This window comes from Dorea formicigenerans (genome assembly GCF_025150245.1).
Classification (GTDB): domain Bacteria; phylum Bacillota; class Clostridia; order Lachnospirales; family Lachnospiraceae; genus Dorea; species Dorea formicigenerans.
In genome coordinates, this window is record NZ_CP102279.1 from 2849627 (window position 1) to 2867705 (window position 18079).

19 protein-coding genes are annotated in these 18079 nt (G+C 41.7%); 2 read left to right on the top strand and 17 right to left on the bottom strand.

Annotation, left to right across the window (positions count from 1 at the left end; translation table 11 throughout):
- Positions 1-50 precede the first annotated feature (50 nt).
- From NQ560_RS13885 to NQ560_RS13945, 13 genes are all read right to left on the bottom strand, one after another.
- Positions 51-887: a CPBP family intramembrane glutamic endopeptidase gene (locus NQ560_RS13885; protein WP_005330836.1), complete on the bottom strand. Its 837-nt coding sequence runs from the start codon at positions 885-887 to the stop codon at positions 51-53.
- A gap of 59 nt (positions 888-946) precedes the next feature.
- Positions 947-1393 carry a hypothetical protein gene (locus tag NQ560_RS13890; RefSeq protein ID WP_005330834.1) on the bottom strand — a complete coding sequence of 149 codons (447 nt, stop codon included), beginning with the start codon at positions 1391-1393 and terminating at the stop codon, positions 947-949.
- Positions 1394-1605: 212 nt separating this feature from the next.
- Complete coding sequence (lysS, locus tag NQ560_RS13895) at positions 1606-3549, bottom strand: lysine--tRNA ligase (RefSeq protein ID WP_005330831.1); 1944 nt, start codon at positions 3547-3549, stop codon at positions 1606-1608.
- 24 nt (positions 3550-3573) lie between these two features.
- Positions 3574-4056: a transcription elongation factor GreA gene (gene greA, locus NQ560_RS13900; RefSeq protein WP_005330829.1), complete on the bottom strand. Its 483-nt coding sequence runs from the start codon at positions 4054-4056 to the stop codon at positions 3574-3576.
- Between the two features lie 147 nt (positions 4057-4203).
- Positions 4204-5160, bottom strand: a complete 957-nt coding sequence (dusB, locus tag NQ560_RS13905; protein ID WP_005330827.1) for a tRNA dihydrouridine synthase DusB — start codon at positions 5158-5160, stop codon at positions 4204-4206.
- Between the two features lie 90 nt (positions 5161-5250).
- A complete protein-coding gene (locus NQ560_RS13910) occupies positions 5251-6021 on the bottom strand; it encodes a type III pantothenate kinase (protein WP_005330825.1) in 771 nt (256 codons plus the stop codon).
- Entirely contained in the window at positions 6022-6354 is a 333-nt protein-coding gene (locus NQ560_RS13915; protein WP_005330822.1) for a DUF6145 family protein, read from the bottom strand.
- A 90-nt stretch (positions 6355-6444) separates the two neighbouring features.
- A complete protein-coding gene (locus NQ560_RS13920) occupies positions 6445-7425 on the bottom strand; it encodes a biotin--[acetyl-CoA-carboxylase] ligase (RefSeq protein ID WP_005330820.1) in 981 nt (326 codons plus the stop codon).
- A 72-nt stretch (positions 7426-7497) separates the two neighbouring features.
- The gene (argF, locus tag NQ560_RS13925) at positions 7498-8490 is read right to left on the bottom strand and encodes an ornithine carbamoyltransferase (RefSeq protein WP_005330817.1); all 993 of its coding nucleotides are present in this window, start codon (positions 8488-8490) and stop codon (positions 7498-7500) included.
- Between the two features lie 73 nt (positions 8491-8563).
- Positions 8564-9508: an SPFH domain-containing protein gene (locus tag NQ560_RS13930; RefSeq protein ID WP_005330816.1), complete on the bottom strand. Its 945-nt coding sequence runs from the start codon at positions 9506-9508 to the stop codon at positions 8564-8566.
- On the bottom strand, positions 9505-9951 hold the full coding sequence (locus NQ560_RS13935; protein ID WP_040015254.1) for an NfeD family protein: 447 nt from the start codon (positions 9949-9951) through the stop codon (positions 9505-9507). Before NQ560_RS13935 ends, NQ560_RS13930 begins: the two co-directional genes overlap by 4 nt.
- 220 nt (positions 9952-10171) lie before the next feature.
- A complete protein-coding gene (gene rlmB / locus NQ560_RS13940) occupies positions 10172-10966 on the bottom strand; it encodes a 23S rRNA (guanosine(2251)-2'-O)-methyltransferase RlmB (RefSeq protein ID WP_005330812.1) in 795 nt (264 codons plus the stop codon).
- A gap of 12 nt (positions 10967-10978) precedes the next feature.
- On the bottom strand, positions 10979-12163 hold the full coding sequence (locus NQ560_RS13945; RefSeq protein ID WP_040015261.1) for a substrate-binding domain-containing protein: 1185 nt from the start codon (positions 12161-12163) through the stop codon (positions 10979-10981).
- 242 nt (positions 12164-12405) lie between these two features.
- Between NQ560_RS13945 and NQ560_RS13950 the strand changes: the two genes are divergently transcribed.
- A complete protein-coding gene (locus NQ560_RS13950; RefSeq protein ID WP_005330808.1) occupies positions 12406-12576 on the top strand; it encodes a DUF362 domain-containing protein in 171 nt (56 codons plus the stop codon).
- A gap of 172 nt (positions 12577-12748) precedes the next feature.
- Positions 12749-13105 carry a hypothetical protein gene (locus NQ560_RS13955; protein ID WP_005330807.1) on the top strand — a complete coding sequence of 119 codons (357 nt, stop codon included), beginning with the start codon at positions 12749-12751 and terminating at the stop codon, positions 13103-13105.
- On the opposite strand, the gene dnaB is transcribed toward NQ560_RS13955, so the two are convergent.
- The 4 genes from dnaB to galE are packed head-to-tail and all read right to left on the bottom strand — an operon-like array spanning position 13088 to position 17985.
- Positions 13088-14428, bottom strand: coding sequence for a replicative DNA helicase (gene dnaB / locus NQ560_RS13960; RefSeq protein ID WP_005330805.1), 1341 nt, complete (start codon positions 14426-14428; stop codon positions 13088-13090). The genes NQ560_RS13955 and dnaB overlap by 18 nt on opposite strands.
- Positions 14429-14441: 13 nt before the next feature.
- Positions 14442-14891 (bottom strand): 50S ribosomal protein L9, encoded by a 450-nt coding sequence (gene rplI, locus NQ560_RS13965; protein WP_005330803.1) that lies wholly within the window; start codon positions 14889-14891, stop codon positions 14442-14444.
- 2 nt (positions 14892-14893) lie between these two features.
- Complete coding sequence (locus NQ560_RS13970) at positions 14894-16960, bottom strand: DHH family phosphoesterase (protein WP_005330801.1); 2067 nt, start codon at positions 16958-16960, stop codon at positions 14894-14896.
- A gap of 5 nt (positions 16961-16965) precedes the next feature.
- Positions 16966-17985: a UDP-glucose 4-epimerase GalE gene (gene galE, locus NQ560_RS13975; protein WP_005340596.1), complete on the bottom strand. Its 1020-nt coding sequence runs from the start codon at positions 17983-17985 to the stop codon at positions 16966-16968.
- Positions 17986-18079 lie beyond the last annotated feature (94 nt).

Genomic DNA, 18079 nt, shown 5'->3' on the forward strand with positions numbered 1-18079 from the left:
ACCTGAATTTGACAAGTACCTTATAGCTTCATATTTTCAAACCTATTATATCAATTTTTTCTTGATTTAATCATAAAAAATGCTATACCAGCAACTATTATGTATCCGAACAATGAAATAACAGATGATTCAATTCCAAATTCTCCACCTGTGATGGCGAAATCTTTTGAATTAAGTACATATGTCATTATAGAATATTTATCCATTTTTTCCCCAATAGCTAATCCTCCACCAATAATCACAACGTTCCAGATAGCATGAACTATTCCACTATTCCAAACTGAACCACTTTCTATTGCAATCATCGAAAACATAACGCCTACCATCGTTCCGGCGATAATTACTAATAAACAACTGCCTATTGAAAAATCCTGTCCAAGAACATGTACAATACCAAATAACATTGATGGAACAATTACAGCCACCTTAATATTCCATCTTTTCTTTAATGCATTAAGTATAACTCCTCTAAACACCATTTCTTCAACAAATCCAGCCGCTATTCCGGTAAATGCAACCCCTGCACTTAAAGTAATGAACATCTGATTTCCATTCATATTTGAGGATACATACTTACCGTTGAATATTAAAAGATAACTTCCTTTTATAACAAATGGTAATAATACAGCTATTAAAATCCATCTTATTTTAATAGCAAATTTAGGCATTCCGAAATCCGAAGTCGGCAATTTAATAATTTTGCTAATAAACATTTTCAGAATAAGATATGTCAATCCAGCATATATAATTCCAGCGATAATATTACAAATGCCAGTTGGAATTTTTATTATAACAAACATACTTGCAATGGATTGTGCAATAATCTGTGTGATTATTAAAATAAATATGGCAACAAATGATGTGCTAATTGCTTTTTTTGTACTCATTTTATTTCTCCTTTATAACTTTCGATTTTCTCAATTCTCCAAACTTGAATTTGTAAATATCATTTTACATTTTTATATGAAATCACAATATGACTTGGTGCAAATAATACTGATGCAATAATCAATAGCACTGACCTACTCATAATCCCACTAAATAAGAACAACATTGAAGGAATAATAGAAAGTGCTAATGCTCTGAAAACGCTGTTTTTCTTAAAACATATAATCCAAATAGCACAATAAAGCATTACCAATATGGTATCTACAATCAGATATAGTGCAAATGCTTCGTCAGACCACCACCCGAACCAAGTTCCCGGAATATTGATTATCATGAATCCGAAACAACCCAATCTCCCTACTTGTTCTGTGACCTCAACATATTTATTATTCCACTTATTATCAAATCCATCTTTGCACTTAATCGCAAATACAACATTGGGTATCATAATGACTGCAATAAAAATCAGCCCAAAAACATTAAACCATTCCATATTATCTACCATCACAAACTCTGATTTGTATTTCTGTTTGTTTTAAAAATGGGCAACTCCGATTGGAATTGCCCACTCATTGCACTAATTATGCGATTTTTTCTTGCTTGCACCGATTTCTGCATCAATTGATGTAAGTTTGATGTAAATCGCTGTTTTTTTAGTTTTTTATCAAATGAAGTACGTCCCGTCTATTCGGTAAAACGGTACATCTTTACATCATCTTAATAGAGCTTTGCACCTGCTGGAATGTGGTCATCAACCATCAGAAGATGGAGCTTTTCTTCGCCTTCTTCTTCGTGGATAGCACTGAGGAGCATACCGCAAGAGTCAATGCCCATCATAGCTCTCGGTGGAAGATTTGTGATAGCAATAAGAGTCTTTCCAACCAGTTCTTCCGGCTCATAAAAGCTATGAATACCGCTTAAAATGGTTCTGTCTGTGCCTGTTCCGTCATCAAGAGTAAACTGTAACAGTTTCTTTGACTTCGGTACTGCAACACACTCTTTAACCTTTACTGCACGGAAATCTGACTTGCTGAATGTATCAAAATCAACAAATTCCTCAAATAAAGGCTCTACCTTTACCTTAGAAAAATCAATCTTTTCAGACTCAGTTTTTACATTTTTTTCAGGTGCTTCAGAAGCTGTATTATTTACATCATTTTTCTTATTTACACCATCTAAGGACTTCATTGTCGGGAACAGAAGCACATCACGGATAGCCTCAGCTCCTGTCAGAAGCATACACATACGGTCGATACCGAATCCGATGCCTCCTGTAGGCGGCATACCAATCTCCAGTGCATTCAGGAAGTCTTCATCTGTATGGTTTGCTTCCTCATCTCCGGCAGCAAATGCCTCTTCCTGTGCAGCGAAACGCTCTCTCTGATCAATTGGATCATTTAACTCAGAGTAAGCATTTGCCATCTCCCAACCATTCATAAAGAACTCAAATCTCTCTACATAGTTTGGATTTTCCGGTTTCTTCTTTGTAAGTGGAGAAATCTCTACCGGGTGATCCATAACGAATGTAGGCTGGAGCAAATGCTCCTCTACATACTCCTCGAAGAAGAGGTTCAGGATATCGCCTTTCTTATGTCTCTCTTCGAATTCTAAATTATGCTCTTTTGCAAGTTCTCTTGCCTGCTCCAGAGTCTCAACTTCATTCCAGTCAACTCCGGCATATTTTTTAACTGCGTCTACCATCGTGATACGCTCGAATGGTTCTCCGAGATCCATCTCGATTCCCTTGTAAACAATTTTCGTTGTTCCAAGTACTTCCTGTGCAACGTGACGGTACAGATTCTCTGTCAGATCCATCATTCCGTTGTAATCTGTATATGCCTGATATAACTCCATCAGAGTGAATTCTGGATTGTGTCTTGTGTCAAGACCTTCGTTACGGAATACACGTCCGATTTCGTAAACTCTCTCAAGTCCACCAACAATCAGTCTTTTTAAGTAAAGTTCCAGAGAAATACGAAGCTTCAAATCCTCATTCAGTGCATTAAAATGAGTCTCAAAAGGTCTTGCTGCAGCTCCACCGGCATTTGCAACCAGCATCGGAGTCTCAACTTCCATAAATCCCTGTCCGTCCAGATAACGGCGAACTGCACTGATAATTCTGGAACGTTTAATAAATGTGTCACGAACCTCCGGGTTCACAATCAAATCTACATATCTCTGGCGGTAACGTGTATCTGTGTTTGTCAGTCCGTGGAACTTCTCTGGAAGAATCTGCAGACTCTTAGACAGAAGTTTTACTGCAGATGCATGGATAGAAATCTCACCGGTCTTAGTCTTGAATACTTCACCTTCAATACCGATGATATCTCCGATATCCAGTTTCTTGAAATCCTTATATGACTCTTCTCCGATACTGTCTCTTGCAACATAAGACTGAATATTTCCACTGAGGTCTAAAATGTTACAGAAAGAAGCTTTTCCCATAACACGCTTCTGCATCACACGTCCTGCTACGGATACGTGTTTTCCTTCCATCTCCTCAAAATTTTCTTTAATATCTGTTGCATGACAAGTCACATCATACTTTGTGATCTCAAATGGATTCTTTCCGTTTGCCTGTAAATCTGCAAGTTTCTCACGACGAACCTTTCTAAGCTGATTTACGTCAGGTTCCTGTGTATTCTTCTGCTGATCTCCCACTGCGATTCTCCTCTCTTCCTTTTCTTATACTGTACGTGTAATATCCAGTACTTTGTACTGCATAACTCCAGCCTGTGTCTCCACTTCTACAACATCTCCAATCGTCTTGCCGATCAGGGCATGTCCAACTGGTGACTCGTTTGAAATCTTTCCTTCCAGACTGTTAGCCTCTGTTGAACCTACCAATTTGAATTCGATTTCTTCGTCAAATGTGATGTCATATGCCTTTACTGTACATCCTACGTTAATCTTATCAAAATCAACTTCATCTTCTACAACGACTTCAGCGTTCTTGAGAATTGCTTCCAACTCCTCGATACGAGCCTCAATATCACGCTGCTCATCTTTTGCAGCATCATACTCCGCATTCTCTGATAAATCTCCCTGTTCTCTAGCTTCTTTTATCTTTGCAGCAACTTCCTTACGCTTAACAACTTTCAGATTCTCTAACTCCTCTTCAAGTGCTTTTAATCCTGCATAAGTAAGTAATTTCTTCTTTGCTTCCATGGTATTCTTTTGCTCCCTTTCTTGAAAATAAAGATACTTTCACAATTTCATTATTATACAAAACCAGCCGACTATTGTCAATCATTTTGCACGATAAAGTATACGCAGTCTATAGTCTTTTTATGATGTTGCAATTACAAATTCTTTCTATTTTATTAACATCTTCAACAATTCTTCCAGCTCTTCGTAAGATTCTACCTGATTGATCTGTGCGCGGAACTTCGCTGCACCTTTCATTCCTTTTACATACCATGCCACATGCTTACGCATTTCCCGGATTCCAAGGTACTCTCCTTTGAATTCCAACTGCATTCTTGCATGCCGAAGCATCATATTCCGAATTTCTTCTTGTGTCGGTCTTGGTGGAATTGTTCCGGTTCTGTCATACTCAGCCAGTTCTCGGAAAATCCATGGATTTCCCTGAACACCACGTCCTATCATCACGCCGTCACAGCCTGTGATCTTCCGCATTTCCGCTGCCTTTTCGGCAGACGTCACATCTCCATTTCCAATAACCGGAATATGCACTGCCTCTTTCACCTGACGGATAATATCCCAATCCGCCTCGCCGGAATAATACTGTTCTCTTGTTCTTCCATGAACTGCAACTGCTGATGCCCCAGCTTCCTCTGCAATCTTCGCGATTTCCACCGCATTTATATGATCATCATCAAAACCTTTTCGAATCTTAACCGTCACTGGTTTTTCAATCGCTTTCACAAGCTGTGATACGATTTCAAACACCAGCTTCGGATTCTTCATGAGCGCAGACCCCTCTCCATTCTTCACGACTTTTGGAACCGGACACCCCATATTAATGTCCAGAATCTGAAACGGCAGGTCTTCAATTCTCTTCGCCTGCTCGCTGATAATCTTAGGATCTGAACCAAATAACTGTAATGATACCGGATACTCCTGCGGGTGGATCGCAAGTAGCACTTTTGTATTTTTATTCTTATATTGCAGTGCTTTCGCACTGATCATTTCCATACATAAAAGCCCCGCCCCCTGTTCTTTACAGAGCAAACGAAAAGGCAGGTCTGTCACGCCTGCCATAGGAGCCAGAATGTACGGATTCTCTAATTTTAAATTTCCTATTTCCAATTTGAGACACCTCTTTAATTAATTAGGGACACCCTTTTACTAATTGGGGACGTAGTACTTTGGCATTTTACTACGTCCCCCATTATTATTTTAACGTTTATTTTTCTCGTAAATCATCCGTAATCCTTTTAATGTAAGCTGTGGATCGTATACGTCGATGATATCTGTCTCATTTGCAATGATCTTACCGAGACCGCCGCTTGCTACAACTTTTGCATCTACATATCCAGACTCTTCTTTTATCTTCTTGACGATATACTCTGTCTGCCCAATCTGTCCGAATACAATTCCGGCCTGCATACAGGAAATGGTCTCTTTTGCTAAAATTGATTCTGGTTTCTTAATCTCGACTGCCGGGAGCATTGCTGCCTGATTCCACATTGCCTGTGCAGAGGTGCGGATTCCCGGAGCGATAACTGCTGCCTCAAATGTTCCATCCGCTCCTACTACATCGTAAGTTGTAGCAGTTCCATAATCAATCACGATGACTGGTCCGCCGTGAAGTGTATATGCTGCCACTGCATCAACAATACGGTCTGCTCCGACCTGTTTTGGATTTTCAGTCTTTATCTTCAGCCCAGTCTTGATTCCGGCGGAAACTACGATTGGCTTGATTCCGAAATATTTGATCATGGCACTTCCAAGAGAATGCATAATGTCTGGCACAACTGATGCTACAATACAGGCATCAATATCTGACTTTTCAAATCCTTGATGCCAGATCAGTTCATTTAACGCAATTCCATACTCATCAGAGGTCCTCTGTATCTTCGTAGTCATGCGAAATGTTGCTGACAAATTCTCACCGTTAAATACTCCTAATGTAATGTTTGTATTTCCAACATCGATAACTAACAGCATCTATTCAATCTCCTCTCCCAGAAAAAATACTCGGTAATACAACTGCAGTGCTTCTAACAGATCCTGCTTTTCTCTCTGGATCTGCTTGATTTTCAGATGGCTTCCGATATCATCAAATGTTGGATCAAAGTCCTCGGAAGTCACTTCGAAACACAATTCTCCGTCTTCTTCAAATACGAGTGTCAGAATCCCGCCTACATCATTTACATACAGTACGCACATGATCTTCAGCTCATCCTTTACATGATCCGGAAGTCTGTCAAAATCCGGGTTCAGATAATATTTTTCTTCATATGAATTCGCGCCACAAAGCACGACCTTATCCTGATACATAAACTACTCCTTTTTTATAATTTCTAAGCCGTGTAACACCAGGCAAAATCCTGTCAGACTTCTCACGTCACACAAGCTTATGTCCTGGGATTATACGTACCCATAAATCCCTCTTACAGATACTTCTCCTGCAAATATATGTTTTTCTTCGCCTTTTTGTGTGCGTACGATTAATTCTCCTGTCTCGTTGATTCCATATGCATGGGCATTATATTCATTTCCCGGCTCCAGAATCCGTACTTCTTTTCCCCGGTTTACAAGCATCTCATTATAACTCTCCTGTAATCCGGACAAATCACCATTTTCCATAAAAAGTGCATAATTTTTTTCAAAATGCTTCATGACAGCTGCAATCAGTGCGGAACGTTTTACCGGTGCCCCTGTCTCAATCATAAGGGAGGTGGCTTTCTCTTTCAGTTCCTCGTCAAATACTTTCTGATTGACATTGATTCCTACACCGATGACCACATAGTTGATATAATCAATCTCCGTGCTCATCTCTGTCAAAATTCCGCAGACCTTCTTTTTATTCATAACAATATCGTTCGGCCATTTGATTCCAGTCTCCATGCCGGTCACTTCCCGGATACCTTCTGCCACACTCTGTGCCATAACTAATGTCAGCATCGGTGCCTTTGTCGGTATCAGATCTGGTCGGAGCAGAATTGTCATATAAATGCTGATTCCTTTTGGGGATTCCCACACACGGCCTCTTCTCCCTTTTCCAGCCACCTGACGATCTGCCACAAAAAGTGTTCCATGAGCACCGTCTTTCTCACCCAGCTCTTTTGCCCGATTATTCGTAGAATCAATCTCATCAAAATAAACGATATTCTTTCCTGCCCATTCTGTATCCATAAGGCTTCGAATCTCCGCCTCCGACATAATATCCGGACTTTCGAGAAGGCGGTACCCTCTATTGCGCACCGCCTCTATCTCATAACCTTCTTTTTTTAATTGTTCTATCGCTTTCCATACAGCCGTTCTGGACACATGGAATCTGTCGCACATCTGCTGCCCGGAGATGTAATCATCACTTTCTTTTAATAAGCGTAATATTTCTGATTTCATCTTTTATCTCTTCTTATCTTTTTCTATATTCAGACATTTCTCGAATGCCTTGTCATTTCATTGATCTTATGCTTATCTCTCGCCGAGTGTCGCTACCATAACTGCTTTGATCGTATGCATACGGTTCTCTGCCTCATCAAATACTTTTGACTGGGAAGACTCGAATACTTCGTCTGTAACTTCCATATCTGTCAGACCATATTTCTCGTAAATCTGTTTGCCGATCTTTGTCTTCAGATCATGGAATGCCGGCAGGCAGTGAAGGAAGATTGCTTTCTCTCCTGCATTCTCCATAACTTTCTTTGTTACTTTATATGGTGACAACTCGCGGATACGCTCCTCCCAGACTTCGTCAGGCTCTCCCATAGATACCCATACATCTGTGTAGATAACATCTGCGTCTTTTGTTCCGCTCTCTACATCTTCTGTCAGAGTGATGGTTGCTCCGCTTTCCTTTGCATATCCCTGGCAAGTTTCAACAAGCTCTGCATTTGGGAAATAATTCTTAGAGGTACATGCTACAAAATGCATTCCCAGTTTCGCACATGCGATCATAAGAGAGTTACCCATATTGTATCTTGCATCACCCATGTACACCAGTTTTATTCCTTTTAAATGTCCGAAATGCTCACGGATCGTCAGCATATCTGCCAGCATCTGTGTCGGGTGATACTCATTTGTCAGTCCGTTCCATACTGGAACTCCTGCATATTTTGCAAGGTCTTCTACAATCTCCTGACCAAATCCACGGTACTCAATTCCATCGAACATTCTTCCGAGAACTCTTGCTGTGTCTTCAATACTTTCTTTCTTGCCGATCTGTGATCCTGTCGGATCAAGATAAGTTGTTCCCATGCCCATGTCATGTGCTGCCACTTCAAATGCACAACGTGTTCTTGTACTTGTCTTTTCAAAAATCAGCGCTACATTCATGCCTCTGTATTTATCGACCGGAATACCTTTTTTCTTCTTATCCTTGAGATCTGCCGCAAGATCCAACATGTATGTGATCTCCTCTGGTGTAAAATCTTTCAGTGTCAGAAAATTTCTTCCCTTTAAATCCATCTCTCTTATGTCCTTCTTTCTGTATATTTACAAGCCGTCTCTTATCCGGCTTGCCGTCATTCTGTCATATTTATTATTTCTGTGTATCATCAACTGCGACTTCTTTGATGCTCTTCACCAGTCCTGCGATTCCCTGGATCTCAGATGGAATAATAATCTTTGTAGCCTTTCCATCTGCAGCTTTTTCAAATGCTTCCAGGCTCTTCATTGTAAGAACTGCCTCGTCTGCTCCTGCTTCTTTCAGGAAGCGGATACCGTCTGCATTTGCCTGCTGTACTTTCATAATCGCCTCAGCCTGACCTTCTGCCTCACGGATCATAGCCTCTTTCTGCGCCTCTGCACGTAAGATTGCAGCTTGCTTCTCAGCCTCAGCATCCAGAATTGCAGATTCTTTATGTCCCTCTGCAACAAGAATCGTAGATTTTTTCTCTCCCTCTGCACGTAAGATTGCTTCACGTCTCTCGCGCTCTGCTTTCATCTGCTTTTCCATGGCATCTTGAATAGCTGCCGGAGGAATGATATTCTTAAGCTCTACACGGTTCACTTTGATTCCCCATGGATCTGTTGCCACATCCAGAGATGCCCGCATCTTCGTATTAATCGTTTCGCGGGAAGTCAGTGTCTGATCCAGCTCCAGATCTCCGATAATATTACGAAGAGTTGTCGCTGTCAGGTTCTCGATCGCCATGATCGGATTTGCCACTCCATAACAGAACATCTTCGGATCTGTAATCTGGTAAAATACAACGGTATCGATTCTCATTGTTACATTATCTTTTGTGATAACCGGCTGTGGCGCAAAATCTACAACCTGCTCTTTCATATCCACTCTTCTTGCAACACGATCCACGATCGGAAGTTTAAAGTGAAGTCCGGTTCCCCACGTTGCCTGGTATGCGCCCAGTCTCTCAATCACAAGTGCCTGCGCCTGTCTTACGATCTTCACACAGGAAATCAGTAATACCATAACAATAATTAAAATAATCACTAAAAATGTTCCCATTACTGCTGCCATCATATCTTCGTCTCCTCTCCATTTCTTACAATCAGTTTCACTCCCTGAATACCTTCAACTACTACAATTGCATTCTTTGGGATCTTTCCTTCCGGGGCATCTGTCTTCGCAGCCCACTCCTGCCCGCGCACCTCCACACGTCCTTTTGACGAAAGTGTGTCAATCTCTTCAATTACAAGTGCTTTCTGTCCGATCAGAAGCTCTGCTCCGGTCTTTTGTCTCTCCTGGTTAAAGTACTTCATTGCAAGCGGTCTTGTCACTGCCAGAAGTGCCAAAGATACAATTGCAAATATTATAATCTGCACTCCTAGTCCCAACCCCAGTACTGCCACAAGAAATGCAACTAATGCTCCTCCTGCGAACCAGATAGTCGTAAGCCCCATCGTAATGATCTCGATAACCAGAAACAGTACAAATAAGCTTAACCAGATAACCGTCGTCTGCATAATCTGACCCTCCTTCATTCAAAATTCACAGCACATAGTACTGACACAAATCCTTCTATCACTCTATGCTTTCCAAAGCTGTCCTTTTCCATATCATTTTCCATGTCATTTTGAGGAAAATCCCAGCTTAACGGCTTAGTATCATATTACTATACTTTGCATAATAAAGCAACGAATCCCTCTCGGCATTCGTTGCTTTTTTTCTCATCATTTATTTATCTTATCGTCTCTGTCTTGCTGCCTCGAATGTCAGAATTGCCGTAGCCACTGCCGCATTCAGAGACTCTACCTGTCCCTTCATCGGAATACGGATATACACCTGTGCCTGATCTGCCACCTCATCACGGAGACCATTTCCTTCATTTCCTATCAGAAATGCACTGGCTTTGCGATAATCCTCTTCATCGTAGGAATTTTTCCCTTCCAAATGGGCCGCATAAGTGCAGATTCCTGCTTCTTTCATCTGCTTTACTTCCTCTGCCAGATCATCCACATAGCAGAATGGTACACGATAAGCCGCCCCCATCGTAGAACGGACTACCTTCGGATTGTACATATCTACACAGTCCTGACTCATTACAATCCCCGTCACTCCTGCGCCCTCTGCTGTCCGTACAATGGTTCCCAGATTTCCAGGATCCTGGATCTGATCCAATACAAGAAGAAGTGGTAATTCCCCACCTTTTTCCTTCACAATCTCAGTGATGCTGTATTGTTTCTGACGCACCAGGCAAAGAATCCCCTGCGGCGTCTTCGTGTCAGACACATATTCAAAAACAAAATCTGCCAGAATCTCCGGCTGCACTTTCGTTCCTGCCAATACCTGTTCTACAGCCTTACGCTCCCGATTCCAGAACTCTTCCGATGCATAGACTTCCACCAGACGGTCTTTTGGCACTTCCCGGAACATGCGGATACCTTCTACAAGGAAGACACCTTCTTCATCTCTGAGCTTTTTCTTCTTTTTTAAATTCACCAGTCGTTTGACTTTCGCATTCGACGTACTCGTAATCATATCATTTTCCTCTTAATTCAGAATACTCTGAACCGCTTCATCATTCAGATTCTGCTTTGTTACCCACACATATCCTGTATTGACAAATGCTTCATTTCCCATATTCAGCGCTGCTCTTGCAGAAGCAATCGTTGCCGCATACCCCATACCGAACGGATTCTGTACAACAAGTCCGTCAATCTTTCCTGCTTTCAATGCTTCCATCGAATCATCATTCACATCATATCCGACTATGAATGGTGATACATTCTTTCTCTCCATCTCATCGAGCACCAGTTCCATAGCGTCACTGTTACTTGCAAAACATCCCTTTACATTCGGGTGTTTTTCAAACAAATAATCAATCACTTCCTCTTCCGTAATATCCGCTGCCTGCTTGTCCGTTGCTAACTCCTGTATCATCTGGTTTTTGTAAGTGTCAATCTGATCCATATGGTATGTCTCTACAATCGTGATATTCGGATATGTGCTCTGAATCTGGCTTACAAATGCATTTTCCCTTGTCTGGGCTACCTGCGATTTCGAGTCCTGCATAAAAAGCATGACTTCTCCGGATTCCCCCATTGCCTCCGCCAGTCGGTTTGCTGCTTCTGTTGCACTTGCACTGTTATCTGTTGAGACAAATGCACTGATTCCCGGATAATCACTGCTTGAATCAAATGTTACAATTGGTGTCCCATTCCAACCGGCTTGATCGAACTGCACTTCGCATGCTTTGGCGTCTGCAATAGAAATTGCCAAAGCTGCCGGATAACGGGATAACTCCTCATCCAGAATATTAACCTGCTCATCCACATTGTCCTTATCAGATGGGCCGCTATACACGACCTTGACTGCTTTTTTCCCTTTGTAGCCAAGCTGCTCATTGATATCTTTACCTGCCTGCTCGGCACCTTTTTTTACCTGCACCCAGAAATCGTCATTTGTCCCTTTTCCAATAATGGAAATGTAAGCGCCTTCTTCAAGCGATAATCCTCTGGCATCTCTGTATGCAGAAGGTTCGATCATGTCCAGCTTTGCCTGATATTCCTTCGTCTTTTCTGTCTCCGTATCATCTTGTGCCGCATCTTTTGAAGTATCCTGCGTCTTTGTATCATTTGCCTTATTGCTATCTGTGTCTGATGTATTTTTCGCACATGCAGTCAGCACCATAGCTGCACTAAGCAGTGCGATGATCATCTTGCATCTTTTCTTCATAATACCAATCCCCTTAACAATTGTCATGCATCTTATTTTCCACTTAAACACTATACACCATATTTGCGAAAAAAGCTTGAATTTTTTTTTAAAGAATTTCTTAAATATTTCTCTCACATGTCTTATTGATTATTTTTTTCACAATATACTGCTTGTATAATTGATTTTTTTGTATTATGATAGTAGCAGACGAAAATGTCTATGTCTATTCAACATATTTATTAAAAAGGAGGTAATTACCCATGGCACACGTAATTGGAGACGATTGTATTTCATGTGGAAGCTGCGAAGCAGAATGTCCAGTAAGCGCTATTTCTGAAGGAGATGGCAAATACGAGATCAACGCTGATGCTTGTATCGACTGTGGTGCATGTGCAGCACAGTGCCCAGTAGGAGCAATTTCCGAGGCATAAGATTCCACACATATAAGATTTAAACGCAAAAAGAATGTTCCGGTTCAGGAACATTCTTTTTTCTTGCCCCACGTTTTGACTTTTTTTGCACTTTTCATATGCTATTCTTGGGACAGGCAAAGGGAATCTATCCTTTTGCAAAGAAATCTTAATTGAATAAGGGGGTTTTATTATGGGCAATGCTCTGGAACAACTAAGAAAAGAGACCCGGGACGATGCCAGGCTTTACGGCTGTATTAGAGAACTCTATGAACAAGGAGTCCCTTTTGAAGAACTAAAAGCCGTCATTCCTGATATCCGGCGCACTCGTGAGCAGTTACATATGAAAAGAATGCTGGAAAACAATAACGAAGTCTTGATGCAGATGTTCAGTCGGGAAATGTCTTTTCTGTTGGATGCAAAGGAACGGCAAGAGGAAGAACAGTTCAAAAAAATAGACCAGCTCATCAGACAACAGCAATCCTATCGGAAAGCTGCAGCTGAAGCTGGTCCAATCGGCAAATTAAAACGGCTATTCCTGCCTGCTTAAATTTGCAAACTTCGTGTATTCACCAAGCCAAGCCAGATTAACGGTCCCTACCGGACCGTTTCTCTGTTTTGCTATAATAATCTCGGCCTGTTTCTTAAATTCGGAATCTTTATTATAATACTCATCACGATAAATAAACATTACAACGTCGGCGTCCTGCTCGATAGCTCCGGACTCACGGAGGTCAGAAAGCATCGGGCGTTTATCCGGTCTTGACTCTACCGCACGGCTGAGCTGTGACAATGCAATGACCGGTACATTTAACTCTCTTGCAAGAGCCTTTAGTGAACGTGAGATTTCAGAAATCTCCTGCTGTCTGGACTCGGATTTCCCACCTACACTTCCACTCATCAACTGCAAGTAGTCAATGATGACAAGCTGAAGATCCTGCTCCAGTTTATATTTCCTACATTTTGAACGAAGTTCGGATACGGAAATACCTGGTGTATCGTCAATCACAAGGTGTGACTTTCCGATAATTCCGGCTCCTTCGATTAGCTTCTCCCACTCGGAATCTTTTAGATTACCGGTTCTGAGTGCCTGTGCATCTACCTGGGATTCCAGAGAAAACATACGGTTCACCAACTGTTCCTTTGACATCTCAAGACTGAAAATGGCAACACCTTTATTTTTCTTAAATGCAACATACTGGGCAATATTCAGTACGAACGCTGTCTTACCCATAGACGGACGGGCCGCTACAAGAACAAGATCTGACGGCTGAAGGCCGGATAATTTGTAATCTAAATCAATAAATCCTGTCGGGATTCCTGTAACAGTTCCTTTATTCTTTGAAGCTTTCTCGATTCGTTCCAGCGCATTTAATACAACATCTTTGATTGGAACATAATCTCCGGTATTGCGGTGCTGTAATAATTCAAATACCGATTTCTCCGTCTGTTCCATAATTACCGGAAGAGATTCTTTCCCGACATAACAAGTATTTGCAATTGACTCGGTCAGCTTGATAAGTTTTCGCATCATTGCCTTATCTGCCACGATCTCCGCATAATATTTTACATTTGCAGAGGTCGGTACTGCATTGACCAGATCCCTTACAAATTCCAGACTGGAAATCTCCGGCGGTACATCTTTTTCTTTCAGACGTTCCTGAAGTGTGACCAGATCGACCGGCTTTCCTTCATTAAAAAGTTCCACCATGGAATCAAATACCACTCCGTAAGATGTCTGATAAAAATCCTGACCACTGATGATCTCTGATGCAGTGGTAATCGCATCCTTGTCCATCAGCATCGCTCCGACTACTGACTGTTCCGCTTCGACACTGTGGGGCATGACCCGCTTAATGAGTGCCTCTTCCATGTACGGTTTCCTCCTAAGCTTCCTCTGTAACTACAACTTTCAGCTCTGTAGTTACTTTTGGATGTAATTTAATCGGCACATTGTGTGTTCCAAGAGATTTGATCGGATCTTTTAACTGCACTTTCTTTTTATCTACTTCCAGCCCAAGCTGAGATTTTACCTCTGCTGCAATTTCTTTGGAGGATACAGAGCCAAATACTTTTCCGCCTTCTCCAGTTTTGATGGAAACCTGGATCTTACCTGCCTCGATCTTCTTTCCTAATTCTACAGCAGCCTCATAGTGTTCCTGTGCTACTTTATCATCATTCGCCTTCTTAAGTTTCAAATCATTTAAATTCTTACCATTAGCTTCTACACCTTTTCCTGTCTTCAGGATAAAGTTTCTTGCGTATCCGTCACTTACCTCTACTACATCCCCTTTTTTCCCAAGGGCTTTTACGTCTTCTTTCAAAATAACCTTCATGTCTATATATCTCCTTCTTTTATCATATTATCCAGAACCTGCTTCAGACATGCAACAGCCTCGTCCATATCCGTATGATTGAACTGCGCTCCCGAAGCATTCATATGACCGCCGCCTCCTAACTTTTCCATAATGACCTGAACATTAACTTCATCGATGGAACGGGCGCTCACATAAATCTTTCCATTATATTCTGTCAATACAAAGGACGCTTTAATCTCACTGATATCCAAAAGTTCATTTGCCGCCTGTGCTCCGATGATCGTCGGACTCTCCACCTGAAGATCTATACCTGTCGCAATGGCAAATTTTTTCTGATATACCTCTGCGTTGCTGATAATTGCAGCTTTTGCGCGGTATCCTTCCATATCATCCCTGAACATCTTACGCACAAGTGTGATATCTGCTCCGGATCTTCTGAGAAATGCTGCCGCTTCAAATGTACGCACTCCGGTACGATTCATAAAACTGTTCGTATCGATCATGATACCGGCATACATACTGCTTGCCTCCAGATTCGGAATCTGAATATCATCTACAATGTACTGCAGGATCTCAGATACCATCTCACATGCTGACGAAGCATAAGGTTCAATATAAGACAATAATGCCTTATCAATACTATCACTGCTCTGACGGTGATGATCCAGTACGACAATCGTCTTTGCCAGATACAAAAGTTCTTCACATTCTACCATCTTCGGGCGGTTCGTATCCACAACTACGACCATGGAATTCTCATCCGCCAGGTTCAATGCCTGTTCTGATGTCAGGAACAGATCGTCCGGGTAAGACGGATTATCAATATACATATTATAGAGCGGCCTAAGAGATGCTGACACCTCATTGATCACCACATTTGCCTTTTTTCCAAGAGCATTTGCCGCTCTGCAGATACCGATAGCTGCACCAAAAGAATCTACATCTGTCAGTGTATGTCCCATGACAAATATCTTGTCATTGACTGTAATATACTCTCGCAATGCTTCTGCTTTAACACGGGCTTTGACACGCGTGTTCTTTGCAGTCATCTCACGCTTGCCGCCATAATATGTAATACCATGGCAGTCTTTGATAACAGCCTGATCGCCGCCTCTGGCAAGAGCCAGATCAATGGCAACACGGGCATAATTATAACTTTGGGAATAATTACCCGCACTGAGTCCCAGGCCAATACTCAGTGTCAATGGAATCTGATTACCGATATTGACTGTTTTTACATCCTCAAGAAGAGAGAATTTGTCATCCTCCAGTCTCTTGAACTCTTGCTTCTTCAAAGCAATAAAATATTTGTCCGTCTCGGTTTTCTTTACGATTCCGTCTGCTTTTGCAATATACTGGTTGATCTTGCGATCCACCAGCGCAACTAAAAGTGACTGTCTGACTTCCTCTACACTATTCATGACTTCATCATAATTATCAATATAGATCAAGCCTGCAACCAGCCGCTGCTCTTCATTTTCCTTAATATACCGGTTCAGTTCCGTCACATCCTGAAGGTAAACCGCAATAAAATACTCTCGCTCTGCCGGCAATTCCAGGAGTTGCTCTGTCTCGCTGAATCCTTCCACAGACACACGTCTTAATTCCGCCTTATACTCACGGTCCTCATAGTAGACATCCATCTCTACCACGTCATTTTCTTCTTTTGGGAAAATGCTCCGGTTCAACTCTGGTATATATCTGCTCAGATACTTATCTTTCTGCGCTGTATCTCCAAACAACCGTTCAAACTGATCATTCATCCACAAGAGCTGTCCGTCCTCCAGAAGAATTGCATATGGAACAGACAATTCTTTTAAAAGCGTATTCTGTACAACACCATACTGAGCTGCAAATTCAATCAGATCTTTCATGATCAGTGATCGGCTGTATACATACAAAATCCCAATGCCGACTATATAAATCAGCATAAATATCAACATGAGTGTACCGGCTTTGATATCAATGCAATAGATCCACAAATTCAATAAGAGAAGCATGATCGCCATCGCGATCGGCCAACGCATGTAGTTCTTCAGTCTGCCACTGATATGCGCCCCTCGCTTCTTGCTCAAGCCTTCATCCATAGTCTTTATCCTCTATAACCCTCCGGGTTCTGTGACTGCCAGCGCCATGCATCTTCGCACATCTGTTCCAGACCTCTCTCAGCCTTCCAGCCAAGTACTTTCGCAGCTTTCGAAGGATCCGCATAGCACATTGCAATATCTCCTTCACGTCTCGGTTTGATTTCATATGGAATTTCTTTTCCACATGCCTTGCTAAATGCTTTTACCATATCCAATACAGAATAACCAACACCTGTTCCCAGATTGATGATATCCAGTCCCGGATTCGAGAAAATGTATTTGATTGCTTTTACATGACCAACTGCCAGATCCACAACGTGAATGTAATCACGTACTCCTGTGCCGTCCGGTGTATCATAATCATCACCAAATACTCCTAATTTTTCAAGTTTTCCAACTGCCACCTGAGAAATGTATGGCATCAGATTGTTCGGGATTCCTTTCGGATCTTCCCCGATCCGTCCGCTCTCATGTGCTCCGACCGGATTAAAGTAACGGAGTAATACTACATTCCATTCCGGATCAGCAGCCTGAACGTCTGTCATGATCTGCTCCATCATAGATTTTGTCCAGCCATATGGATTCGTACACTGTCCTTTCGGGCAGTCCTCTGTAATCGGCATTGTCTCCGGATTACCATATACAGTTGCAGAAGAACTAAATACAATATTCTTCACGCCAACTTCGCGCATGACTTTCATAAGTGTCAGTGTTCCTGTAATATTATTTTGATAATATTCCAGAGGCTTTCTTACAGATTCTCCGACTGCTTTAAGCGCTGCACAGTGAATAACTGCATCTACCTGCTCTTTTTCAAACATGGCTTTTAAAGTTTCAGCGTTCAGAATATCTCCCTCGTAAAATGTGATTGTCTTACCTGTAAGCTCTTCTACGCGCTTCATAGACTCCTGGGAGGAGTTGCAGAGATTATCATATACAACTACCTCGTAACCCTCCTTCAAAAGTTCCAATGCAGTATGACTTCCAATATATCCTGCTCCACCTGTAATTAATATTTTTGCCATCTTAATCTCCTCCATATAAGAATTGATATCTTACCTTCCATTACTTTGTAATGATTTTTCCACTCAATATCAATGCCTGCTTTGTGAACTGATA